The organism is Picosynechococcus sp. PCC 11901, from assembly GCF_005577135.1.
Taxonomy (GTDB): Bacteria; Cyanobacteriota; Cyanobacteriia; order Cyanobacteriales; family MRBY01; genus MRBY01.
Map to the genome: position 1 here is coordinate 3027756 of NZ_CP040360.1, position 24326 is coordinate 3052081.

The window sequence follows — 24326 nt, forward strand, 5'->3', positions numbered from 1 at the left end:
AAGATCAAAAAAATGAAATGGCATTAGGCGCGCCACCGGGCAAGTTGTTGGCGGAGGGCCAAGCGGAGGCGCACCAGGAGAGGATTTTGTCGCTGGAGTTGGATATTGCCTGGATATTGGCCTTGGTAGTCAAAGAAATGATTAACCTCCTGGAGAATGGTGGCAAACCGGAGCAGAATCGTTTTGGTGCGGTATTCCTGCAAGAGGGCTTGGGCATTGGTGGCGGCTGGGGGATTGTTGAGGGCGGCCAAAAGGCGATCGCCATCGTATTCGACACAATAGGTACTGATTTTTTGACAATTGAAGCCCGGATCTAAGTAATCTGCTAAAGCACCGTTGACGCTACTAAAGACCTGACAACCACAGGCGATCGCCTCTAGGGGTGGCAAACCAAAGCCTTCACTCACCGCATTATTCAGCCAATATTCCGCAGAATCATAGAGATAAATTTTACTGCGATTAAAGAGGGCCGCAAGGTCTGGCACGAAGGAATTTATCACTTCTACGCGACATCGTTGCTGGAGGTAGGGCACCAGTTGCTGGAGCACATAGCTAGAAGTTTTACGGGTTTGCACCAATACATCAATATCCCGTTCTTGCTGCCAGTTCTCGAACTCCGGGGAAATTTGATTGGGTAGATAAAACAAAGGATTATTCGGTGCCCGTTGTCCCCAATAGCCTAGGGAATTGCGACTCACCGCCCAAATGGGAATGCGACTGGGGAGCTTAAACCCATAGCCGGTGCTGTGGGCATGGTAAACCACCGGATGCGATCGCAGTTGTTTGACCAGACGCGGAATATCAAAGCCCCAACTGATCACAAAAATAGCTTCCTGGGGCTGCACCTGGGGCAGCAGTTCCGGTAAATAAAGATGATCTGGGGATTTTTCTCGGTAGGTGACTAAATGGGCGGATTGCAGTTGTTGGGCCAGTTCACAGGTCTTGATTTCGGCAAAGAGGCCACCGCTGGCAAATTTTTTACTGACACCGGGGACGAGGAAATAAAGCGATCGCATAGTAGCCATTGGAAGAGTCTCTAAAAATATACTGTTTATCTGGAAAAATACTCGGCAGGGCCAGAAATCCCCTTAAAATCAGAGGGTCAGTGTTCCTTGGTAAGTTCGTCATGACCCCTCCTCTGCTTCAGGTTCAAGATCTACACATCGCCTATCCCGCCCAGGGTCAAGCTTTACAGTGGGCCGTTGCTGGGGTGTCTTTTCAAGTGAATCAAGGCGATCGCCTCGGCCTCGTGGGCGAATCCGGCTGCGGTAAATCCACCATTGGCCGCGCCCTGTTGCAACTGCTGCCACGGGGTTCCCAAGTGACTGGCAATGCCACTTTTCAGGCAAAACCCATCTTAGATCTCAAGGGCGAAGCCCTACGCCATTACCGAGGCGAAGTGGTGGGGTTAATTTTCCAAGACCCGATGACCCGGCTGGATCCCCTGATGACCATCGGCAACCACTGCCTCGAAACCCTCCGCTGCCATCGTCCCGACCTCAGCGCCCAAACCGCAAAACAAAAAGCCATTGAAACCCTGGCGGCTGTGCGCATTCCCGAAAACCGCTGGCATCAATATCCCCACGAATTTAGCGGCGGGATGCGTCAACGGGTGGCGATCGCCCTGGCCCTGCTGCTGGATCCAAAATTCATCATCGCCGACGAACCGACCACCAGCCTCGATGTCACCGTTGCCAACGAAATCCTCCAGGAACTGACCCGTCTCTGCGCCGAACGGGAGATGGGCTTGTTGCTGATTTCCCACGATCTCGCCATGGTCGCCGAATACTGTACAGACATCGCCGTGATGCACCAAGGCCAAATTGTCGAAACTGGCCCCGTCAAGCAAATCTTCAATGACCCCCAGCATCCCTATACCCAATCCCTCCTGGAAGCCGCCCTCCATCTCCACAGCGATCAAGAAATTTCCCCTCACCAAGAGAAACAACCGATCCTCTCCCTCGAAAACTTAGAGCAACATTACACCCTGGAGAGCAACCTGTTTCAACGGCTGATCACCGGCCAAAAAACCCAGGTGATCCGCGCTGTCGATGGGATTAACCTTGACATCTATGCAGGGGAAATTTTGGGCCTTGTCGGCGAATCCGGCTGCGGCAAATCCACCCTCTCCCGGACAATTTTGCAACTGATCAAACCTACCGGGGGCAAAGTCGTATTTGCAGGGAAAGAATTAAACCGACTGTCAGTGGGACAAATGCGACCGGAGCGACGGCACCTCCAGATGATTTTTCAAGATCCCCATGCTTCTTTGAATCCCCTAATGACCGTGGGGGAAAATATCGGTGATCCCCTCCATATTCACCAGTTAGCGACGGAGCCAGCGGTTAAAGAAAAGGTATTGCAAATGCTGGAAAAGGTCGGTCTAACGCCCGCTGAGGAGTATTACGCTCGCTATCCTCGGCAATTGTCTGGGGGGCAACAGCAACGGGTGGGCATTGCCAGGGCTTTGATTACCGAGCCGCGCCTTGTGATCTGTGATGAACCCGTGAGTATGCTCGATGCGAGTATCCAGGCTCAGGTTTTAGATTTGATGCAAGCCCTAAAAGCGGAGTTTAATCTGACCTATCTGTTTATTACCCATGATCTGTGGGTGGCGAAGTTTTTGTGCGATCGCATTGCGGTGATGAACCAGGGCAAAATCGTTGAATTGGGTCAGACTGCCGATATTTTCAATCATCCCCAACACCCTTACACCCAAAAACTCCTGGGCGCGGCTCCCCTACTCCACTCCGCGTAATTAGCCCGCTCGCTCGTTCAATTTGGGTTGGGAGCACCATCTAGCTCCGAGACGGGATGGCTCAAAAACGTAAAGTAAAAAGAAGCACCATAACTCTGGGGATCTAATTCACCGGGAGTAAACCAGTCTGGCGGTGGATCACCAGCCAGCTCACCATTGCTCTCAACCCAAATTTTGCCGCCCATGAGATTCACCAGACGTTTGGCGATCGCCAACCCCAAGCCACTCCCCCCATAGCGACGGCTAATGGAAGCATCAGCCTGGATAAAAGGTTGAAATAGTTGATTGAGTTGGGCAACATGAATGCCAATGCCCGTATCTAAAATTTGAAAACTCAGTTCCTCCGTTGGGGGATCGCTCAGGGACGGCACCGTGTGGCTTGTGATCACCAATTGCACAGATCCCGTTGCCGTAAATTTGAGGGCATTACCCAAAAGGTTAAACAGAATTTGCCGCAGCCGTAAATCATCCCCCATCAAAATATTGGGAATCGAATCCGCCACACAATATTGCAAATCAATATCCTTTTGGTCGGCCTGTACTTTCAGGAGGGTGAAGACAGATTTCAACAGTTCCTGAAACGAAAAACAACGGGCTTCTAAGCGGAGGCTGCCCGACTCAATCCGAAGAAAATCAAGGATATCGTTGATGATATTCAGTAGGGTTTTACCACTGTCTTCAATAATGGCGACCAATTCTGCTTGATCATCCTTGAGATCCATAGTCAGTAGCAATTGGGCCACACCAATCACCCCATTTAGGGGCGTGCGAATCTCGTGACTCATGTTGGCGAGAAATTCACTCTTTTCCTGGGCCGCCATTTCTGCGGCTTGTTTAGCTTGGATAAGGTTTAGTTGTCGTTTCAGGGCTTGATTATATTTAACCAAGAGATTTTCCCGCTGCTGATGGGCTAATTCTTTCTGGGTCGCCAGCTCTTCGAGGCGTTGATTTTGGCTGGCAAGGGTTTGATTCATTGCCTTGAGATCGGCTTTGGCTTGCTTTTTTTCGTTTAGTACCGCAATCAACATCAACGTCATCAGGCCAATGCAGGCAATAAAAAATTGCGAGAGCAGCAGGGAATTACGCAGCGACTCCCCCACAAAGGTGCCATAGCCCTGGACGGTGCTAATCGCCACCATCAAAACGATCATCACCATCAGGAGTGTTGCGCCAACTTCTTTAAACTGAAAGGTTGTCCACACCAGGAGAGGGGCAAGGAGATATTCACCGTGGTAGCCGTTGATCACCAGGTGACTAATGCCGAGGGTCAGGGCGGCGATGCTGATGGCCGCTAACCAATATTTTTTGAGGTGATGGATAAATTCACGGTAGCCATGCTGGGTGGCAATAATCAGAGGCGCAAAAATGAGAATGCCAAAGCTGTCACTGAGAAACCAAGTCCCAGCAATTTCTGGGTACAGCGACCAAGGGGCTTTCCCGGCCAGGCAAACGATAAGGGCACAGGCGATCGCCACGGGGAGGTGGCTCAGAATGCAACTGTAGAGGATAAAATTTTGGGTCGTCTCCGGTCGGTCTAAAAAATAACGGTGTTGGTTGCGACATTGTAACCAATAGGCCGCTAAGACTTTTCCGGCGGTGGCGATCGCCGTAATGCCGAGGGTCATCAACAAATTAGGCACACTGAGCCAGGCTTGGTAAATGACGATCTCTGCGACCAAAATGCCCCCCAAGACCCCCCACCACATGGGTAGCCCCCACACGACCAGGAAGCCCACTGCTAGCCCCCCCGGAATCCAAATGGGCGTCGAACCTGTTTCTGGGTAAACCGTAAAATTGTGGGAAAACAGGGCCGTAACACAATAGGCGATCGCCACGACCACGTGCTTCCACCAAGGTTCCGGTTGATGAATCAAAAAACGGGAAGACAAACGAGATAATGACGACAAAACCATCACAGAGAAAAGATTAGGGAAAATAATTGGCTACCGATGACTAGATTCTATTGTGGGGTGTGCTTGAATCGTTCATGACACCTATGCAATGAATCTCTAAGTACCTCGTCACCGAGCCAATCCCCCCAGTATTCTAGACGCGACAAAATTTGCGGTCATTATCAAATTGTGGTTCCTGCCAAGAGTAAGCAAAATGACTCACCTGGGTAATGTCCGGGAAGCTAGCTTTGATGGCGGCCATTTGATCCTTGAGGGAAGGGCGATTGTCCTGGGCACGGTTCCAATCTCCCGCCAAGGCCGGAATAATCTTTGTCCCCGCTGGCGCAAACTGACGCACCCGATTAATTTCGTCAACAATGCAACTGCTGTTGCCACAGACAGCATAGGCCATGGGGTGCCACTCCATCGAACCAGGAAATTTATCCCAAGGTTGGAGGCGAGAATCAAAACCCCGTTGACCCACGGGTTGATTACCCCCCGGGAAAAATACGGCCCCCGCAGGAATATTGCGACTTTGGGCCTGAGCGGCGGCGCTATTCACAAAATCCACGACCCCTTGGGCCGCATGGCTGACGGTGAGATACCAAAGTTCCGCTACGAGGCGTTGATGGAGAGCATTGACGTCTAGATCGGCTTCATCCCCCAGGATTTTTCGACCCTGCCACCGGGGCGTGCCTTCTTCGGGGTATTGGGCTAAAACTGCCGCCACATCCCCGACGGTAATGTTGCCTTGGCGGAGATATTTTTCGATGAGGGTTAGACCCTGGCGATTTTCGGCGCGGTCGTAGAGGGCTTGGGCTGAGGCGGGGCTATAGATCCACAGATCCGCCACGGAAGCCGCCACGGAGCGGGCACCGGTGCCCCGGGGGTAGCGGATGTAATCGAATAAAATGCCATCGGGTTGCCGCTGGAGCATCTGATTGACGAGATTTTTATAGTCGGCCTGGGCGATCGCATTGTAGGGATCTGCGAAGGCTTGGGCACCATCTTGGACAAAGTCGAGGCTGGTTTCACCGTAACCATTCCGGGCCATGGCACTTTGGCGATCGCCCCGATTTCCATAGACATAGCCGTAGTTCATCCCAAATAGCCAAGCATAGACCTCTAGACCACGCGCCCGACCTTTCTCGATGATTTCAGCCATCACATCGCGATTTTCGAGGCCGGGGGTTTGGATGCGGGACGGCCAGGGGGTATTGTTTTGGTTTTTGGGTAACAGGGCCTGGCTATCGGCAAAGACTTCGAGATAAAGCTGATCGTAGCCTTTGTTGACAATGTCGTCGAGAATCCGCTCAATCATCCCGGCTTTTGTGTCGCAAGGATAGACGCGGAGCCACATGGCCTGGTGCCGTGGCCAGTAGGTTTGACGGCAACGCTGCAGTTGATCTTTGTGTTGTTGTAGGAGTGCTTGGTACTCGGCTTGGGCGTTACGATCACCTTGGATAGCGGCGGCGCGCCGTTGATCTTTCGCGGCGATCGCCCCAGCATTGAGGCGGCAATATTCGTCTAGTTGATTATTGACTTGGGCCTGGGCGGTGAGGGGATCGATACCGAGGGAAAGGCCACCCAAACCAAGGGCGAGACAAAAGGCCTGGAGACGGTGACGCCAAGGTTGCTGCCGGGCCTGGGTAATTTTTCTGGGGCAAGTTCCCATTGATGGTGGCCGCTGATCCATAAAATACTCACACTTGAAATAATGACAAAATAACTAGAAATCGGAATCGTGGCGATCGCCGTTTGCCGTCTTAAGGATAGCCAAAATTTCCAGGGACTACACGACCCCGTTGCAGCGCAAAGAATTCAAACGCGCCACAATTGTTCCCCAAGGTCAGGCTAGGGGCGCTGGGGGGATGGGATTTCGATGGTGTCCGGCAGTTCAAACCCAGAGAGGTCTAGGTTTCCGGGTAAAGATTCCTGGGCATATTGAAAGGAACCGGGCAAAATTTCTTCAAAGAAAAACAAGGATAATTCTTCGGTGAGGGCCGCCCCAAGGCTTTCGCCTAATTTGTCGCCTAGGTTGAGGTTCGTCACCCCCGTAAGGCTGACATCCGGTACAGTGATCTGCCGGGCGATCGCCTGCTCCTGCCAAGGCACCGTGAGGTTTAAATTTACCTGGATATTTTGCACCGCTAGTTGATCCACCGTAAATGTCGTGGTGGGTTGACCATCGGCCGTGCTGGAAGCTTGGATCTGTGGCTCTAGTTGTTCGATCAATTGGGCGATGTTGACATTGGGTAGGGCACCCACAAGGCGCGGATCCGGCAAGTCATTTAGATCGCCTTCGATGTTGACCGTGACCCCTTCGAGGTTGGCGATCGCCACCTGGAGGGGTTTGCCTTGCAGTTGGGGGTTTTGCAGTTCGATGTGACGAATTACCAATAGATTTTCCCCAGAAAAGCCCGGCACGTTCGCAAAGGCCAAATCATGAAACATTACCCGACGTTGGAGGAGTTGCACCTCGGTCTGACCCACTGCCGCCTCAATGCCCGTGCTCTCGGTGAGTTCGCTTTCGAGTTCCGTTTCCAGGCGCTGGCCTAACCAGTTTTCCGTTGCTAGCAAAGCTCCACCCCCCACTACACCGAGGGCCAAAATTGAACTCGCAATGATCAGGATGGGTTTTTTCATCAAAATGCTCCGTTATGCCAGACAGACCGAGTAGAACGATTCTTTGCCCAAGGGTAACATCACCAAGATTCTCCAGATTCGAGGGCAGGCCAATCTCCGTTTGTGGCTGCGGTTGGCAACACCTGACAGTCTTGGCTCACTTTACGGCTTTCTTGTTGGGAGTGGGGGTCAAGGGCGATCGCCTCAAACCTCAACGCCAAAGCACCGGGGGGAATCGAAACCACTTGGCGACAATAGAGCCGTCCTTCGGAGCCTGGGGTAAAGGTCATTAGTTGAAATGGCCCGGCTAAAAGTTCCCGCGTTTGGCGATCCTGGAGCCACAGTTGTCCATGGAGGCGATCGCCCCCGGCGGGTAAACTCAATTCAACAACGGCTAAATCTGCCACCTGGTAAGCCGTTTTATCAAGGTGCAGCTGGGGTTCTGGAATCGGTAATGGTGGTGGGTCAGTTTGTGTTTCTGGAGCGAAAGGCATTTCCGGCTCAGGGAATTCAGACGTCGTTTCTGGGGTAGCTTCCGGTACCTCTTCTGGGCTTTGGACTTCAAGTTGTTCATCCCAGAGGCTATCAACAACAATTTCCAAGCGGGGCGATGGTGTCGGTGGTGGGTTCTCTGCTTCTAGGGTTGCTTCAGGGGGGACTGTCGGCGGTTCCGGTTCGGGCATTAACCAGGTGGCATCTTCTCCATCCACGGCCAGGGCATTTAACCGGGTAAAAAACCGTGAATTCCAATCCAAATCCTCTGCCGGAGGCGTTTCCGAGGCTTCGGCAGCAGGGGGATTAGAGTCTTGTGCAGCAGTATCTTTGTCCGTCTTTGGCGCCGCTGTCTGGGGGTCATTAGCTTCTGAGGCTTTTAGGGCATGATCTGAGAAGCTTACAGGTGCTTCATCGGTCGGTTCAGTTTGGTCTGACGGGGGAACATCAGGCACAGTTGCCTTGGCAGTGAAGTTGGGCAATTGCAGGCCCGTGGTTGACTTTTGACCTTTGGTTTTGAGCTTGGGGGGCAGAATGGTCGGGGTTTGCTGACTTTGGGGCTGGGGACTAGGAGCCACGGCCTCAGGGGTAGGAAGCTTGAGGGGTTTGGGGGTGGGCGTAGTTGGCGCTGGAGAATCTGGTTTTGGGGGCGCGGTTACTTGGAGTTGGTTGGCGATCGCCCCATAATCTGCCATAAGGCTAAAGGTTTGCTGGGCGAGTAATGCCCCTGCCTCCGTGTGTAGGGTGATTTCTCCGACCAGGAGCAGAGTTGTCAAAGACCCATCGATGGTAATGGTTTGGCTAAAGGCACAGGGAAAATCATCAAGGGCGATCGCCGCCGTTAAGGTGGTTACCACTGTGGCTGTCTGGGGATCCCGGAGGGTAAACGTTAGGGTGCCAGGCTCAGAAATTGGTTGGCGATCGCCAGCGGCGGGATTGGGTTGAATGTCTCCCCGGAGTTCCGGTGCCTGGGCTTTATCCCAGAGATAAACGGTCTGCGCCAGAACGATCTGATAGGAGAGTGGGGCCGGAGGAATATCCAAAGTGGGCGGCGCGGGTGGTGCAGCGGCAATTTGAGCTTGGGCCACTTGATCCATTTCTGCCCAAATCGGCTCTAATTCTTCCCTGAGCAGCTCATCCAATGCCGTGAGGGAATTTTCTAGCAGGGCGGTGGCGTGTTCCTCTTCGTCTGGTTCTGGGGATGCTGGGGGTGTGGATGTTTTTGACGTTTCTAACAGAGTGGGAGCCTCATCTACTCCGGCTAATTCTTCTAACGTTTCATGGTTTGCTGCACTTTGGTCAGCGTCGGCCAAAGAATTCATCACGGGTGTTGCTGCTGTTTCCTCCCGTGGAGGGGGAATGTCGTCGCTTATTTTTTGGGTAGACTGATCTGCTGTTTCTGGGTGACTGTCTGCCAAGGAAAACGTTGTTTCAAAGGAAAAGACATTGGGGTTTGGGGGCAGCGGCAACGGCTTAAATGTTGGCTGGGTGACCTGGAGCGTGAGACGTTTTTCCCAGGGGTTAGTCACCTCAAGGCTCCGGCAGATGATCACCCATTTTCCAGCACCGAGGTGTTGCAGGGGCATGATCGCAAATAAGCCCTGGTCGGTGGTGACATCTATGCGCTGCGATCTTTGCCCTTGGGGAAAGCAAATCTCACAGTGAATTTCTACTTGGGCGTCGCCCCGGGCAGCTAGACGATACTCCCCAGGCGCTAAGCTCAGGGTCTCGGTCTGGAGGATGTCCCAATTGCGATCGCCTTTTTTTTGTAGCAGAAATTGCCAGTGCACCATCGACGCCTCCTCTGGGATTCTAATGTTTTGCCTGCTGAATTTTTTGACGCCACGACTCAAGATTTCCCAGCAGATCTGCTTGGGCCAGGGTTTCTTGGGCCTTGGTCTGGAGCCATTTGAGTTGTACCTGCTGGTTGGCGGCTTCTTCATCGCCGAGCACCAAACAGGCGATCGCCCCACTACGGTCAGCCCGTTTAAATTGCTTCCCAAAGGCACTACCACTGAGATCAAGCTCCACCGAGAACCCCGCAAAACGCAACTTATGGGCCAAAATCACAGCGGCGGCCTCGGCCTGTTCTCCTTTGGAAACGAGGTAAAAATCAAGTTGGGGGCCGGGGGCTTCTCCCAATTGTTGTAACAGGATCACCAAACGCTCCAAACCAATGGCCCAACCCACTGCTGGCGTTTCGGGGCCACCCAATTCCGCCACGAGGCCATCATAACGCCCGCCTCCACAGACCGTGGCCTGGGCACCGAGGTCGCTGGATTGGATTTCAAAGGCGGTGTGGGTGTAGTAGTCTAGGCCCCGCACAAGGCAAGGGTTTAACACATAATCAATGCCCAGGGCCGTAAGGGAGGCTTGCACTTGGTCGAAATGTTTTTTTGAGTCATCTCCCAGATAATCCAGGATACTGGGGGCATTTTGGGCGATTTCCTGGGTTTTTTGATCTTTACTATCCAAAATGCGCAGGGGATTGCGCTCGAGCCGCTCCTGGGAATCGGCATCGAGATCCGCCTTAAAAGGGAGTAAGTAATTCACCAGAGCTTCACGATACCGTTGGCGATCGCCGCCATTGCCCACCGAGTTCAGTTGTAAACTTAGATTTTTCAGGCCCAGTTTCTGCAAAATTTCCGTGGCGATCGCCATCACTTCCACATCGGCGCGGGGATCCGCACTGCCAAGCACCTCGACCCCCACCTGGTGAAATTGCCGTTGGCGGCCCGCCTGGGGTCTTTCGTAGCGAAACATTGGCCCTGTGTACCACAGCCGCTGCACACCACCCTGGGCAAACAATTTCCGCTCAATATAGGCCCGGACTGCCCCTGCTGTCCCTTCAGGTCGGAGGGTAATTGGGCGATCGCCCCGGTCTGTGAAAGAATACATTTCCTTACTGACCACGTCCGTCGCCTCACCGATCCCCCGCTCAAACAAGCTGGTCTGCTCAAAGATGGGCGTGCGGATCTCCTGGTACATCGCCCGGCCGAGGCAATCGCGCACCACCGCCTCCACCTTCTGCCAGTAGGCGATCTCCGGCGCAAAAATATCCTTTGTTCCTCGTAAAGCTTGAATTGTTGCCATTATGTCTAGAAAAAAGTACCAATCCCAGCTTATCGGGATGGGGCGTTGTTATTGTTCAGCAGAGGTAAAACTACCATGTATCCTGCCCCAAATGCTGTCAAAATCATGGCGATCGCCGCTACCAAGAGCACCCAGGCACTCACCCCAGCATCAAAATCCGTCCCACTCTCAAAATGCTCCGGCAGTACCGTCGTAAACTGCCGTACTGGTTCTGGCGTCGGTAGAGCCGCGACCACATTATTCACAGTTGGCTTTTCCTGTGGGGGACGGTGGTGGGGGGTAACCGGTGGCAGTGGCTCAATGCCAAAATCATGGCGGTTGACCATTTCCTTGAGGCATTCTGTAGATTGCACCACCTGATGCACCTGGTTATATAGCTTCCGGTTATGCACCCGCAACTGTTGATTTTCCTGCTGGAGGGCTGTCATCTCCGCTTGGGTGGCCCGGAGTTTTTCGGCTAGTTGTTGATAAACAGAAATGGGTACCGAAGCACCACTCTGGGGTAGGGGCGTAACGTTATCGAAGCTCGGAGAACTAGAAGGATTGGCAATCATGGTCAGCTCACACCAAAAAGAGCAAATACCCTTACATTATGATCGAATTCCAGGATTGTCATCTGTCGTGGGGAGCCAATCTACCTCAGGGGCCGTAGGTTTCCGACAGGGGACGGGCGTAGGGTTGTAAGGTGCCTTGGTTTACCGTCAAAATTTGCGAATGCTTTAGCCAGTCTGCCCCAAAGGAATTGAGGTGAGTGGTTGTAATCAGGGTTTGGAAACGGGTTTGAATCGTATCTAGCAGTTGATTTTGGCGGGAGGGATCAAGCTCAGCCAGGACATCATCTAAAAGTAACAGGGGCGGTTCTCCGATGATCGTCTCAATGAGTTGCAGCTCGGCGAGTTTGAGCGCTAAAACCAAGGTGCGTTGCTGCCCCTGGGAGCCATAGAAGCGGGCGGGGGTGCCATTAATGGAAAATTCGATTTCGTCCCGGTGGGGGCCAACCATGCTGCTGCCCTGGTGTTGTTCTGCTTGGCGGCGTTGTTCTATTTTGTCGAGGCAGGCCTGTTGCACATGGTGGGGGTCATCCTGTTGCCAGGGAATATTGGGACAATAGGTGATTTCTAAGGTTTCGGTTTGGCTACTGATATCACGGTGCCAAGCTTGGGCCAGGGGCATCAGCCTGAGCAACCCCCGCGATCGCCTTCTGGTGACCCGCGAACCTGTAGCTGCCAATTGCAGATCCCAGAGGGTCAACTGTTGGGTCAAATCAGTGGGGATCGCCGCTTGGTTCCGGTGGAGTTTTTTGGCCGTTCTTAAGAGGGCATTGCGTTGCTTCAGCACCTGTTGATACTCCTGCAAAATCCGGGCATAGACAGGTTCTAACTGGATCAAAAGATTATCAATCCATTGGCGACGACAGTCAGGCCCACCCCGCACGAGGTCTAAATCAAGGCAGGAAAATTCCACGGCATTCAGGGTACCGAGACCATCGAGTTGGCGACGGAGGGTTTCGCCATTGAGCTTGAGGGTGCGTCCCCCCTGGTTGCGGAGCAACAGATCAAAGTCAACGGTGCCATAGCCGCGCTGAATTTGGGCTTGGATGCGGGCGGTGGCTTCCCCTTGTTTCACTAGGTCGGCGTCCCGGCTGGTGCGGTGGGTCTTGAGGCTGGCCAGGAGTTCGACGGCTTCGAGGAGGTTGGACTTTCCCTGGGCGTTGTTGCCGATCAAGATGGTTTTTTGGGCCGAAAAATCAACGTGCTGATGCTGGTAGTTGCGAAAATTACGGAGGTGCAAGGTTTGCAAATACATTCTTTTTCTGTCGCCCAAGTCCCGAAACAGAACCCTGATTTTAGCGTGTTATGCCCAGGTTAAGGCAGTGGCGATCGCCTGGGGAATCGCAAACCAAAAATTGAGCCTGATTAATCACAGAAACGGTAATTAATGTGACCGCCAGCTTCGGCCATGACAGACGTCCAGGCGTAATCCTGCTGAAAGGGAATATAAAGCCAAGTTCGCCCGGTGGTGTCTTCACTGAGGTAGGCGGGCGATCCTGTCACCATAATCTGACTGCCGTTGCTGAGAAATCCCACAACTGGCGCTGCGACAGTGGGTTCCTGCCTAACATTAAGACCCGTCCCCAAATCACTCTGAACGATCAAACAACCGCGAGAGGGTTGATCATTTAAGGTGGCTGTACTGGTGTGCTGGGCAACGACTTGATCATTGACGAGGCAGCGATATTGCACCTGACCTGTGCCAATGGCTTTCACTAAACTATTTAAGCGATATTCAAAAACGGGTTCTTGCCCTGCTGCTGTAGCGGCTTGGGTGCAGGTATATTCATAGTCCATGTAGCCCCCCAGTTCCAGATTAGAAAACCCCGCACTAAACGACCAGTTGTCGTCTTCTGTTTCGTTGGGTCGCCAGGGTTCCCAACCGGGTTCCGGGTTGGCGATCGCCCCTGGGGTCGCACCCAGCCAACACCCGATCGCCAAACAAAATAGGTAAGGTTTGACTCGCACCATGTTTTTTCTTCCTTCCCTTGCAGATGACTTTGTTTCCACATTAGAAGGAAATCTTAGATCTGAAGCCCAGAACCGCAGATAATGTCCGGAGCTTAGGACAAAGTCAGGGCGGTGGCGATCGCCCAACCATCCACGAGGCACAGCAGCACCGTAAACCCCAGCAAAATCATGTACATCCACGGTTGAGACAGGGGCCGCACATCGCTGGTATCAATATTGGTTTGTGCTTCAATCAAGCCCACCATCTTCGCAAAGCCCGCCACCCGCATCGGTAACAAATAGGCGCGATCGCGTTCTGGGGTGACGAAATAATAAACCAAGCCCCCTTGACCCGTGGTGCGCATTTTCAGTTGGTCGATTTTTTTCCAGGGCAATGACCAGCCCTTACGGGTCAGCCAGCGGAACCAAGTCGGATAGGTGACGGTAATTCCGGTTTCATCCAGACAGACCTTTTCACTGAGGGCACCGTAGAGGAAAATCGCCCCCAACCCCAAACCAACCCAGAGGAGCACTGGCGAAACAGGGGCTTGGGTGACGTCCGCTAAAAACGGAATCGGGACTGTGAGTGAAACATAGAGACTCAACAGGGTAATGCGGATGAGGGGTGAAAGATTAAAAGTGGTCGCCATCGTCATTGCACCAAAATTGCTTGATTTCCTAAAACGTTTGGTTGAGCCAATCGCGAATTAAAGGATTGACCAGTTCCGGTGTGTCGTCGTGGGGACAGTGGCCGGACTCTAGGTAATATTCCACGAGGTTGGGACAGTGTTGTTTAAACTTTGCCCCCCGTTCCCGTGCCCGAATCCAGGGATCTTTTTCGCCCCAAATCATCAGTAACGGTCGATCTAGTGCTTCCAGGAGATGATCGACTTTGGCTCCTTCTGGGGTGTTAAAAACCGCCGCGAAAACCTTGGCTGCCCCCGGATCATTAGAAGGGCGCTGAATTTCGTCGATCAAACGTTCGGTCACCGCCCCTTGGTTGATGTAAACCTTTTGCAGGGTTTTACGGATGGTGGCGCGCCGTTTGGTGTATTGGAAAATAAGCTGGGTTGAAAGGGGACTAAACAGAACTTTGCGGAGGGCTTTTTTCCAGGGGGAAGGTTGGGCTTTTACTTGGTCACTGAAGGGGCCAGCACTGTTGAGGAGAATTAAACCCTTGGCCACCTCTGGACATTGGGCTGCTGCACAGAGGGATGCATAACCCCCCAGGGAATTCCCGGCTAACACCACGGGTTCACCAATGACTTCGTTAATAAAATCCCGCAGTTGATCCCGCCACAGAGCGCCGCTGTAAACAACGGGAGCCTTTGGCGATCGCCCGAAGCCGAGTAAATCAATCGCCCACACCGAAAAATCCCCTTGCAGTACCGTGATGTTTTTGCGCCAGTGGTCTGTGGAAGCCCCAAAGCCATGGACTAAGAGTAAAGGCGGTTTTCCTTGGCTGGTGCCGGCCTGGACATAGTGGATGTCGTAACCCCGCCATCGCCAAAACTGACTGGGGGGATTTTCAGCGAGAACATGGGGGGAAACGGTCGCACTCATCGGAGATTTTTTTGTAAAAAAATGTTAACTACTGCCATTGTATCGTTTTCTTCCGGGGGGTTCTGGGGCGATCGCCGGGTGAGGTTCCCGTGAAATTTGTGCTATAACCTAAGCGACGGTTTTTGATTGTGACATTGTTTACTGCGGCAAAAACTCAACAGTTGCCGAGACAGTAAAAGTTCATCTTTTCCCTTGAATCCAATATTGCCTAGGAGGTTTCTTCATCATGTCTACCGGTGTGATCGAACAACGTTCCACTTCGACCATCCGTAAACCAGCCCCCCGCTACCGGGTACTGCTCCATAACGACGACTTTAACTCCATGGAACATGTGGTACAGACCTTGATGCAAACGGTGGCCGGTCTGACCCAACCCCAGGCGGTCAGTATCATGATGGAAGCCCACACCAACGGCATTGCCTTGGTGATCACCTGTGTGCAAGAACATGCGGAATTTTATTGTGAAACCCTGAAAATGCACGGCCTCACCAGCACCATCGAGCCGGACGAGTAGAGATATTTTGCTTTTTTAATCAAGGCGATCGCCAGATTGCGGCCCAGAAACAGATTAAATAGAAAGTGGCAAACCTCAACGACTTTTTCCCTTGAAACGATTTTGGCATCTCTGTAAAACCACCCCAGCACCCCTGCGGCTGGGACTTTTTTTCTTGAGTTTGGGGATCATCTGGCTTCCCCTCGCGGCCCCGTTGTACCTGATTTTTCGCGCCGACGAAAACCTGACCACCATCCTGACCATGGGACTGTTGTTTGTGGAATTTTTGTTTTACCTGCCCTTTTGGGTGAAGCAAGTCCACGGGGAAACGCAACCCTTCCGGCGCTATGGTTTGGTGTGGCAACGGGCGAATGGCGTGGATTTGGTTACAGGTTTGGCCTACGGCCTGGGGTTTACCTGGGCACTGCTGATTTTTGAAGATCTGTTGGGTTTTATCGAGATTATTCCGCCTACAACGGCCTTGATTCGCATTGTGATCGAAGGAGCCTTGAGCGGTTTGGGAGTGGCCCTCGCAGAAGAATTGGTCTTTCGGGGCTGGGTTTATGACGAGCTAGAGCGGGACTATGGCTCAAAAATAGTGCTTTGGGGCAGTGCGATCGCCTTTGCGGTTTTACATTTTCTGAAACCCCTCCCGGAGATGATCCGAACGCTGCCAGTATTTCCGGGCTTAGTGCTGCTGGGGTTAACCCTGGTTTGGGCGAAGCGATCGCGCTTTGGTCGCCTCGGCAAACCCATCGGTCTCCATGGGGGCTTAGTTTGGGGCTATTACATTTTTAATGTGGGGGGTTTGATCCAATCCAAAGAAGGCGTTTCCCCTTGGCTAACGGGCGTTGATGGCAATCCCCTCGGCGGTCTCTGGGGCATTCTCTTCCTGGCCGTTCTCGCCTGGATCATGGCCCGTGCCGCCCAAAAATCCCAAAAACCTTCTCCCCTTGAGGGGAGCTAAAGGGGTGGCCCCTAGAGGAGAGTTAGAGGGGTTTTTAAAACTGGAGAGAACTTAGAAAAATGTCTCTACTGCGCTTTGTGACCTTTCCCGAAAAATTTCGGCGGTTCCGCTAGGGTAAAGACTTCGGTGTGGGTGGCGATCGCCTCGCGGACATGGCGGAAAGTTTGCAACATTCCCAACAGCGTTAAGCCATCGATAATCTTGAAGCCACCGGTGGTTTGCTCAGCCAAAAGTTGATCCACGGTTTCCGGGTCAGGACGCAGATTCAAATCTCCATCGGTGCAGATCGCAAAACCCCAGGGGGAGCCGTAGCTCGAAATGGGCGTCGAGTAGGAGGAAACATTCGTGTAAACAGCCTTGAGGGTGTTCACCAGCCGCGCATGGAGCCGCAGATTCGCCGGAGCCGTGGGGCCAGCCTGAACCGCCACAACCCCACCGGGCGCGAGCACATCCTTCAATTGCGTGAAATATTCCTTGGTAAAGAGCTTAAAGGAAGGGCCTTCCTCGATGGGATCAGACAGGTCAGAAATGATCACATCCCACTTCTCGGTGGTGGTTTCTAAAATCTTAAAGGCATCTTCAATGCGCAGATCGAGGCGTGGATCATCAAAGACCCCCTGGTGCATCTCTGGCAAATATTCCTTACAGGCTTCCACTACTTCGCCGTCGATATCGACCATCATCACCTTTTCGACGGACTGCCAGCGCAGCACTTCGCGCACCGTTGCCCCTTCCCCAGCACCGAGGATCAACACTTTTTTCGGCGCACCGTGGGCAATCATCGCCGGATGAACAAGGGGTTCATGGTAGAGAAATTCATCGCCGGTACAGGACTGCCATTTTCCATCCAGCACCAGGGCTTTACCATAGGCACCGCTTTCAACGATCGCCATCTCCTGAAATTGGGTTTGTTTATAGGCCAAAATCTTGGTGATCCCGTGGCTATAAATATCCCAGGGCGTAATGTACTCGTTAATCCAATAGTCGGCTTTGACTTCGCTACCTGCCATAATTTTTCCCTTCTGACAATTGACCGGATACCAGTATCGCAGACTTTTTCATTTTTTTAGCGATCGCCCCCCAAAACCTTGTCCGGTAAGCTTTTTAAAACTTTATGCTTCCTAAAACTCTGGGGATTGAACCCGCATCAGTAACTCCCTAGGCTAAAAGGCGATCGCCAAAAAGACAATCAATGCATTGATCCGTAAACTTGCCGTGAATAACCATTGGGAATTAACTTCATTTCTGCTGTCTCGAACCCACAGCTTTCCACAAAAACTGAAAGTACAATATTTTCAGAAAAAGTACATTACTTTTTAGTCAAAATGGCACTATTTTTTTGGGCATAAAAACTATTTTATGATTGCTAAAATAATGCTATTGTGAACTGGTTTTTCACGATTTAAGTCAGTCCTTCAAAAAAGGATTACTTCTTGAACCATCAATAATCTAAATGCCTCCCATGATGCCCTGAATGTCGCCCAAGATTTTTAAGCAGTCAAATCAAACTAAACTGGTCACTGCCTTGATATTTGGCTGAAAATCCCCCCTGAATTTACCTCGACTTTTGCAAAGATTAACCTTCATTTAACCTCCCTAAAAACTTTGCTTAAGGCTGATGGACTTTTTGGAGAGAGGAGAGAAAAAACAAACATAAATTCTGCATTGATTTTCTGTAGTTATGGTATAAACATCTTGAAAAGTTTTGTGAATCTCAATTCATTTTTTCGAAGATTTACAAATTCATCAGAGCTTCAGAGAGTTTAAGCCTAGAAAAATCGCTCTAATCTTAATCTCTGACTAGCAGTCAATGCCTGAAAGCCTCGATCTCGCTAAAAAGTTTTAATCCATCGCTCACTTACGCTTAATTGCACAGTACACAATAGAGGAAACTATGAAACAGAGCGCTACTCGCCTCCGTACCTTATCTTTGGGTCTTGCTGGCCTCACCCTTACCGCTGCACTTGCAGCTTGTAATACTACCCAAACACCGACTGAAGGCACTGGCACAACTGATGCTCCTGCAGATAGTGCGTCTGGTTTGTCTGGCGATGTCCTCATTGATGGTTCTAGTACCGTTTTCCCGATTACCGAAGCCATGGCCGAGGAATTCCAAATCGCAAACCCCGATACCCGCGTAACCGTTGGGGTTTCCGGGACTGGTGGTGGCTTTTCTAAGTTCTGCGCTGGCGAAACCGATATTTCTAACGCTTCCCGCCCGATTTCCACCGAAGAAATCGAAGCTTGTGAACAGGCTGGCATCGAATATATCGAAATTCCCGTTGCCTATGATGCGATTTCCGTTGTTATTAACCCCGAAAACGACTGGGCCACTTGTTTAACCACCGAAGAATTGGCTAGCATTTGGTCTCCTGATTCTCAAATTAACAACTGGAGTCAAGTACGGGAAGGCTTCCCGGATGCTCCCCTCACTCTCTATGGGCCAGGGACTGACTCTGGGACTTTCGACTACTTCACCGACGCCATCAATGGTGAAGAAGGAGCTAGCCGGGGTGATTACACTGCCAGTGAAGATGACAACGTTGTTGTCCAAGGGGTTGTGAATGATCCTAACGCCATGGGCTACTTCGGTTTGGCTTACTACGAAGAAAATGCTGACAACTTGAATGCAGCGGCCATTGATGACGGCGATCCCAGCAATGGTGATGGCTGTGTGGCTCCTAGCACTGCGACGGTAGACGACTCTACCTATCAGCCTTTGGCTCGCCCGATTTTCATCTATGTCAGTGCAGCGTCTTTGGATGAGAAGCCCCAGGTTCAAGCCTTCATGGACTTCTACTCGGCTGAAGAAAATTCTTCCCTCGTTTCTGAAGTTGGCTATGTTGCCCTCAATTCTGAACTCTACGCCAAGGCCCAGGAACGCCTTGCTGCTCGCACCACTGGTTCGATCTTTAATGGTGGTTCCACCGTCGGTGTTCGATTGGGTGAAGTTCTCTAGGTTTTATTTTTAGGTTTCGCTGGGGAGTGGGGCAGATTCATTCAGAAAAGGCCCGACTCCCTTTATGCTTTGAATGAATGCCGCTGTTTTTGTAGTGGCATCGCTGATAAATCAAAATCATAAGTATTTAAAAATTATGACAACTAGTCCTTTCCCCCCCCTTGCTGATGCGGGACTCTGGCGGACAACACGGACATTTAGTAAATGGAGCCAACGTTTAATCGTGGGGCTTTTTGGTTTATTTGCTCTGGTGTCAGTGTTAACCACGTTTGGAATTGTCATCACATTGGTCGTCGATGCGGCGGGCTTCTTTAATGAGGTTTCCCTGTTTACTTTCCTAACAGATACCCGCTGGACGCCACTATTTGTCGATCCACAATTTGGTATTTTTGTGCTGGTTTCTGGCACCCTGATGACGACGGCGATCGCCATTTCCGTGGCCTTGCCGTTGGGTCTGTTGGCCGCTATTTGCTTAAGTGAATATGCTTCCCCTGGGATCCGAAAATGGCTCAAGCCTGCCCTCGAAATTCTGGCAGGGGTGCCTTCCGTTGTCTATGGTTATTTTGCCCTGTTATTGGTGACTCCAGCGCTACGGGCGATTATTCCAGGGCTTTCTCCCTTTAATGCCTTGAGTGCCGGTTTAGTGTTAGGGATTTCAATTTTGCCCTTGGTTGCCTCCCTCAGTGAAGATGCAATCTATGCCGTGCCCGATAGCCTACGCCAAGGTTCCTACGGACTGGGGGCCACCAAACGAGAAACCATCGTGAATGTCGTCTTACCCGCCGCCTTGTCCGGGATTGTTTCTTCCTTTATTTTGGCTATTTCTAGGGCCGTCGGAGAAACGATGATTGTGACCATTGCCGCTGGTTTAAACCCGACCCTCACCCTCAATCCCACGGTGCCCATCGCCACCATGACTGCTTTTATTGTTCAAGTTAGTCTTGGGGATGCCCCGGCTGGCAGTTTGGCTTTTAAGACCATTTATGCCGTTGGTTTATCTTTATTCTTGATCACCCTGACCCTAAACATCCTCAGTTACTGGGTTGTGCGTCGCTATAGACAGAAATACGAATGAATAGTAACCCTCCCAATTCCCAAAATACGAACACCCTGTTCGATACTCGTCTTAAAACCCGTTACCGCTGGGATACCGCATTTCAAACTCTCAGTTGGATCGCTGTAATTTTAAGCATTGTGGTGCTGGCCGTTCTCTTGATCGACGTTTTTTTCGATGGTCTGCCGCGCCTCGATTGGAAATTGTTAACTTCCTTTCCCTCTAGACGCCCCGAAGATGCCGGCCTCAAATCAGCCCTTGTCGGGACAATTTGGTTGATGATCCTAACTGCCATAATCACCTTTCCCATCGGTGTGGGTGCGGGGATCTTCCTAGAGGAATTTTCCGCTGAAAATACTTTCACGAAAATCATTGAAGTCAACATCAACAATCTCGCTGCCGTTCCTTCAATTATTTATGGTCTTTTGGGGCTACAGGTTTTTGTCCGGCTCCTTTCTCCAATGACAGGGGGACGCAGTGTTTTAGCTGGTGCTTTAACCCTCAGCCTATTGATTTTGCCCATTGTTATTGTCGCAACCCGCGAAGCTCTCAAGGCTGTACCCGATAGCCTCAGGCAAGCTGGTCTAGCCCTCGGAGCGACCAAATGGCAAGTGGTGCGCGAACAAATTTTTCCCCTCGCCCTACCGGGGATTTTAACAGGGACTATCTTGGCTCTCTCCCGTGCAATCGGTGAAACAGCCCCGCTGATCACCCTAGGGGCTTTAACATTTATCGCTTTCTTGCCTTCTTTATCCTTAGAAGGGCTCCAGACGCCATTTACGGCGCTGCCGATTCAAATCTTTAACTGGGTTTCCCGCCCCCAAGAAGAGTTTCACACGGTGGCAGCAGCGGGGATTATTGTTTTGATGGTGGTATTATTGGCGATGAATGGCACAGCTATTTTTCTCCGGAATAAATTCCAGAAATAAAGCTCTAAAACAAAATTGAGATTGATAAATTAGATCCTCCATACCCTGGAGGATTTCTTTTTGCGCTATTCGACGAAAGCTTTTATTTTTCTTCCGGCAAGAGCCATGTCCGCAATCCCAAAATGAGCAAAAAGGCCATGACATCAGCGGTAATGAGAAAAGCAATCCAGTTTTGATCCATGGTGACTGAGCTCCGGTGTCCTAGATATTGTTTTTGGGCTATGCAATCTAGGTAAACTATACTGTTATATCTATGGATTGGGGCAAAGAAAAACCTCAAAAATTTTGAGGGCTGTGATTAGATTTTGTTATTTATTGGGGGGTGGGGTTAGCCAACTGAATGAACATCGCCCCCTGGATTTGGCGATCGCCGGTTTGAAGTTGGAGAAAGCGGGCCGTTAAACCCCGGTCTTGGAAGATCCGCAGATTGAAGCGACGACTAAACCCCTGGGCAAAGCCATTCAGGAGGGGCGGAGGGAGGAGTTGATCATTAACTGCCCCTTCAAAGTCTGTGAGTTGGAACTGGCTACCAGATGCGAGGCCGAGGGTAAAACTGAGTTGGAGCGTCGCCCGTTCTGCTTCGCCTGTTTCAGGATTGATCTGGAACATTTCTCCGGTGAACTGGAGACGGTTTTCGCCGAGGAAATCGACGGTGGCATTTTCTAATTGGAAACGGGGTGGATTGGTGCTGCCGGGACGGGTGAGTAGACGATTAATGAGAGGTTGAACCAAAGCTGTGATTTGCGGAGAATTTAAGGCTTGGTTGAGGTCAGCTTCGGTGAGAACAAAGCGCACGCCTGCCTGGAGGGGCTGATCCAAAACACCGGGGCCAGGTTTGCCACTGCGAACTTTAGCCAGGTCAAAACTGAGGGGATCGGTTTCAAGTTCTAAAACCTCAAAACGTAGGCCAGGAAAAAGTTCAACGCCACGACTAGCAATCTGAACGCGGTCAATTTTGCCCTTGAGAAGTTGGTGACTGGGAACATTATCGACCCGCACTTCAAAGGTTTCTGCGGCTTGGAGGCGATCGCCAATGCGTTTACCGCTGACCTCCTCTAGGATCAAGCCCACTGGGGAAAGGGCCGTCAGAAAACCGGACATCAAGATTGCGAGAAATTCCATGGTGTGCCCCAGGCTGATGGTTCGTCCTTAACTTTAGCTGAAAATTTCTAAGAGACAAGCAATTTTAAATCCGCATTAACCGCAGACACAGTCGCTTGCCGCTGGTCATTGCGAGTATGGCTCAATTCAATTTGGTAATAAGATTCCGGGAGATAGGGTAAGCGTTCTGACCATTCAATGACCGTCAGGCCAGGGTCACATTCTTCGCCTTCCCAGTAGGTTTCGGGGTAGAGACCATCGACTTGTGCAGGGTCAAGGCGGTACAAATCCAGATGATAGAGGGGAATGCGTCCGGTGTGGTATTCGTTCACCAGGGTAAAGGTGGGACTGGCGATCGCCTCGGTGATGCCCAAGCCGAGACCGATGCCCTGGGTGAGGGTTGTTTTTCCGGCCCCCAGATCGCCCCTGAGCAAGATCACCGTATTTTCTGGCAACCTTTGACCGAGCTTTACCCCAAGAGCTTGGGTGGCGGCTGCATTTTCTAACAGAATAATTTCTGCCATTGATCGCTTTAATTTACCAATTGTCTTGATAGTCTTCGAGGAGCTTGAGCAGATCCCCTTGGCCGGCGGTGGGGATCAGTTGGGCCAGGGTGACAAAAGCTTGTTTGCCCCCCAGGGGAACTTGGATCGAGCGTAAAACATCCATCACTTTTGCTTCGTCCACTGTACGGTCTTCAATGGCCGGGAAAATTTTCTCAGCGACGGTGGTGTGTAAATGGGCATCGGCTAAATACAAATGCCACCCAGACACATCGATATAAATATTTTCACCAATCTCTGCGGCGAGTTTTTCGATTTGAATTGTGCTAGCCATTGGAAGCCTCCGAATAATCGGCGATCGCCGTAATGTAAAGCAGGTGTAACCCTAAAACGCCCAGCCAAACAAGGCTAAACGGTTTTACCCAGGGACGCTCTACCGTCGTTTGAATCATGGCAGTAAACCAAATGGGCGAATTAATCGCGAGGTAGACCATCACATGGACAATAAAATTCATCCGGTCTTCGGCGCGACGGAATTCAGGATCAGTTTTACGGTCAGGTTTGCGCGGCCAACTGCGAGGCATAGGTTTTACCCATCACATTTACGGAACACAGGTGATCCTATCACAAGGATTTTCTTCAGGCTTGCCGGGTATAATCGCCGGATTTGCCCCCGGTTTTTTTCAGCAGTTGAATCTCAGAAATCACCATCCCTTTATCCATTGCCTTCGCCATGTCGTAGAGGGTTAAGGCCGCTACGGAAACCGCCGTCAACGCCTCCATTTCGACCCCCGTTTCGGATTTGGTCGTCACACTGGCCTCGATGCGATAACCAGGTAAGTTTGCGTCAGCAATAAAATTTACCGTCACCTTTTTAATCGGTAGCGGGTGGCACATGGGGATTAAGTTCGAGGTTTGTTTCGCTGCCATGATCCCAGCAATGCGAGCTGTACCTAAAACATCGCCCTTGGGGGCATCTCCCGCTTGGATCGCCGTAAAGCAAGCGTGGGTCATAGTGATTATCCCCGTGGCGATCGCCTCCCGTTTTGTCACGTTCTTTTCAGAAACATCCACCATCTGCGCTTCACCGTGGGCGTTGAGATGGCTCAGGGGAGGGAGGGAAATCTTTTTTTCAGAAAACTCTTGCATTTACCCAAAACGTCTGTTAGATTAGATGACTGTTGGTCAAACAACACAACTCTTCTCCATGGGTCTGTAGCTCAGCGGATTAGAGCAGCTGACTACGGATCAGCAGGTCGGGAGTTCGAATCTCTCCAGGCTCGTAAGAAGAGAAAACAGCCCTCCTAGGTTAGCCCAGGGGGGTTTGTTGTGGCAAGAATCTGAAGAGTCGTGATGTTTTGTTGACAAGCCCAGAGGGAAACGCAGAATATGACAA

23 protein-coding genes and 1 tRNA gene are annotated in these 24326 nt (G+C 51.4%); 7 read left to right on the forward strand and 17 right to left on the reverse strand.

Annotated features, from left to right (window positions below):
* Positions 1 to 23: 23 nt before the first annotated feature.
* Positions 24 to 1025, reverse strand: a complete 1002-nt coding sequence (locus FEK30_RS15625) for a glycosyltransferase (RefSeq protein ID WP_223209933.1) — start codon at positions 1023 to 1025, stop codon at positions 24 to 26.
* Positions 1026 to 1138: 113 nt separating this feature from the next.
* Here FEK30_RS15625 and FEK30_RS15630 point away from each other — a divergent pair, with 113 nt between their 5' ends.
* Positions 1139 to 2758: a dipeptide ABC transporter ATP-binding protein gene (locus tag FEK30_RS15630; protein ID WP_315862725.1), complete on the forward strand. Its 1620-nt coding sequence runs from the start codon at positions 1139 to 1141 to the stop codon at positions 2756 to 2758.
* A 17-nt stretch (positions 2759 to 2775) separates the two neighbouring features.
* Here the strand turns inward: FEK30_RS15630 and FEK30_RS15635 are convergent, their stop codons facing one another.
* From FEK30_RS15635 to FEK30_RS15680, 10 genes are all read right to left on the reverse strand, one after another.
* Positions 2776 to 4671, reverse strand: a complete 1896-nt coding sequence (locus FEK30_RS15635) for an MASE1 domain-containing protein (protein WP_138073684.1) — start codon at positions 4669 to 4671, stop codon at positions 2776 to 2778.
* A gap of 133 nt (positions 4672 to 4804) precedes the next feature.
* Positions 4805 to 6325, reverse strand: a complete 1521-nt coding sequence (locus tag FEK30_RS15640; RefSeq protein WP_138073685.1) for a glycoside hydrolase family protein — start codon at positions 6323 to 6325, stop codon at positions 4805 to 4807.
* A 179-nt stretch (positions 6326 to 6504) separates the two neighbouring features.
* Positions 6505 to 7296 carry an AsmA family protein gene (locus FEK30_RS15645; RefSeq protein ID WP_138073686.1) on the reverse strand — a complete coding sequence of 264 codons (792 nt, stop codon included), beginning with the start codon at positions 7294 to 7296 and terminating at the stop codon, positions 6505 to 6507.
* 59 nt (positions 7297 to 7355) lie between these two features.
* A complete protein-coding gene (locus FEK30_RS15650; protein ID WP_138073687.1) occupies positions 7356 to 9560 on the reverse strand; it encodes a hypothetical protein in 2205 nt (734 codons plus the stop codon).
* A gap of 19 nt (positions 9561 to 9579) precedes the next feature.
* The gene (gene hisS, locus FEK30_RS15655) at positions 9580 to 10860 is read right to left on the reverse strand and encodes a histidine--tRNA ligase (RefSeq protein WP_138073688.1); all 1281 of its coding nucleotides are present in this window, start codon (positions 10858 to 10860) and stop codon (positions 9580 to 9582) included.
* Positions 10861 to 10889: 29 nt separating this feature from the next.
* Positions 10890 to 11414 carry a hypothetical protein gene (locus FEK30_RS15660; protein ID WP_138073689.1) on the reverse strand — a complete coding sequence of 175 codons (525 nt, stop codon included), beginning with the start codon at positions 11412 to 11414 and terminating at the stop codon, positions 10890 to 10892.
* Positions 11415 to 11499: 85 nt separating this feature from the next.
* Positions 11500 to 12666, reverse strand: coding sequence for a DNA replication/repair protein RecF (gene recF, locus FEK30_RS15665; RefSeq protein ID WP_138073690.1), 1167 nt, complete (start codon positions 12664 to 12666; stop codon positions 11500 to 11502).
* A gap of 110 nt (positions 12667 to 12776) precedes the next feature.
* On the reverse strand, positions 12777 to 13382 hold the full coding sequence (locus tag FEK30_RS15670) for an SH3 domain-containing protein (protein WP_138073691.1): 606 nt from the start codon (positions 13380 to 13382) through the stop codon (positions 12777 to 12779).
* A 92-nt stretch (positions 13383 to 13474) separates the two neighbouring features.
* A complete protein-coding gene (locus tag FEK30_RS15675) occupies positions 13475 to 14017 on the reverse strand; it encodes a hypothetical protein (protein WP_315862696.1) in 543 nt (180 codons plus the stop codon).
* Between the two features lie 22 nt (positions 14018 to 14039).
* A complete protein-coding gene (locus FEK30_RS15680) occupies positions 14040 to 14924 on the reverse strand; it encodes an alpha/beta fold hydrolase (protein ID WP_138073692.1) in 885 nt (294 codons plus the stop codon).
* Positions 14925 to 15150: 226 nt separating this feature from the next.
* Between FEK30_RS15680 and clpS the strand changes: the two genes are divergently transcribed.
* Complete coding sequence (gene clpS, locus FEK30_RS15685) at positions 15151 to 15438, forward strand: ATP-dependent Clp protease adapter ClpS (protein WP_012307878.1); 288 nt, start codon at positions 15151 to 15153, stop codon at positions 15436 to 15438.
* A gap of 91 nt (positions 15439 to 15529) precedes the next feature.
* On the forward strand, positions 15530 to 16384 hold the full coding sequence (locus FEK30_RS15690) for a type II CAAX endopeptidase family protein (RefSeq protein WP_138073693.1): 855 nt from the start codon (positions 15530 to 15532) through the stop codon (positions 16382 to 16384).
* A 65-nt stretch (positions 16385 to 16449) separates the two neighbouring features.
* Here FEK30_RS15690 and FEK30_RS15695 read toward each other — a convergent pair whose 3' ends face one another.
* Positions 16450 to 17394 carry a spermine/spermidine synthase domain-containing protein gene (locus FEK30_RS15695; RefSeq protein WP_138073694.1) on the reverse strand — a complete coding sequence of 315 codons (945 nt, stop codon included), beginning with the start codon at positions 17392 to 17394 and terminating at the stop codon, positions 16450 to 16452.
* A gap of 884 nt (positions 17395 to 18278) precedes the next feature.
* Between FEK30_RS15695 and FEK30_RS15700 the strand changes: the two genes are divergently transcribed.
* From FEK30_RS15700 to pstA, 3 genes are all read left to right on the forward strand, one after another.
* Positions 18279 to 19343, forward strand: coding sequence for a PstS family phosphate ABC transporter substrate-binding protein (locus FEK30_RS15700; RefSeq protein WP_030007350.1), 1065 nt, complete (start codon positions 18279 to 18281; stop codon positions 19341 to 19343).
* Positions 19344 to 19479: 136 nt separating this feature from the next.
* Positions 19480 to 20418, forward strand: coding sequence for a phosphate ABC transporter permease subunit PstC (pstC, locus tag FEK30_RS15705; RefSeq protein WP_012307882.1), 939 nt, complete (start codon positions 19480 to 19482; stop codon positions 20416 to 20418).
* Positions 20415 to 21326 (forward strand): phosphate ABC transporter permease PstA, encoded by a 912-nt coding sequence (gene pstA / locus FEK30_RS15710; RefSeq protein WP_012307883.1) that lies wholly within the window; start codon positions 20415 to 20417, stop codon positions 21324 to 21326. The genes pstC and pstA overlap by 4 nt, the downstream gene beginning before the upstream one ends.
* 312 nt (positions 21327 to 21638) lie before the next feature.
* Here the strand turns inward: pstA and FEK30_RS15715 are convergent, their stop codons facing one another.
* From FEK30_RS15715 to moaC, 5 genes are read right to left on the reverse strand one after another with little or no spacing between them, the layout of a single operon-like run.
* Positions 21639 to 22448, reverse strand: a complete 810-nt coding sequence (locus FEK30_RS15715; RefSeq protein WP_138073695.1) for an LmeA family phospholipid-binding protein — start codon at positions 22446 to 22448, stop codon at positions 21639 to 21641.
* A gap of 47 nt (positions 22449 to 22495) precedes the next feature.
* On the reverse strand, positions 22496 to 22951 hold the full coding sequence (tsaE, locus tag FEK30_RS15720; protein ID WP_138073696.1) for a tRNA (adenosine(37)-N6)-threonylcarbamoyltransferase complex ATPase subunit type 1 TsaE: 456 nt from the start codon (positions 22949 to 22951) through the stop codon (positions 22496 to 22498).
* Positions 22952 to 22964: 13 nt separating this feature from the next.
* The gene (locus FEK30_RS15725) at positions 22965 to 23264 is read right to left on the reverse strand and encodes a DUF3181 family protein (protein ID WP_012307887.1); all 300 of its coding nucleotides are present in this window, start codon (positions 23262 to 23264) and stop codon (positions 22965 to 22967) included.
* Entirely contained in the window at positions 23257 to 23514 is a 258-nt protein-coding gene (locus FEK30_RS15730; RefSeq protein WP_138073697.1) for a hypothetical protein, read from the reverse strand. The genes FEK30_RS15725 and FEK30_RS15730 overlap by 8 nt, the downstream gene beginning before the upstream one ends.
* A 55-nt stretch (positions 23515 to 23569) precedes the next feature.
* On the reverse strand, positions 23570 to 24079 hold the full coding sequence (gene moaC / locus FEK30_RS15735; RefSeq protein WP_062435523.1) for a cyclic pyranopterin monophosphate synthase MoaC: 510 nt from the start codon (positions 24077 to 24079) through the stop codon (positions 23570 to 23572).
* A gap of 60 nt (positions 24080 to 24139) precedes the next feature.
* Between moaC and FEK30_RS15740 the strand changes: the two genes are divergently transcribed.
* Positions 24140 to 24213, forward strand: a tRNA-Arg gene (locus FEK30_RS15740).
* The last annotated feature ends 113 nt before the right edge of the window (positions 24214 to 24326 follow it).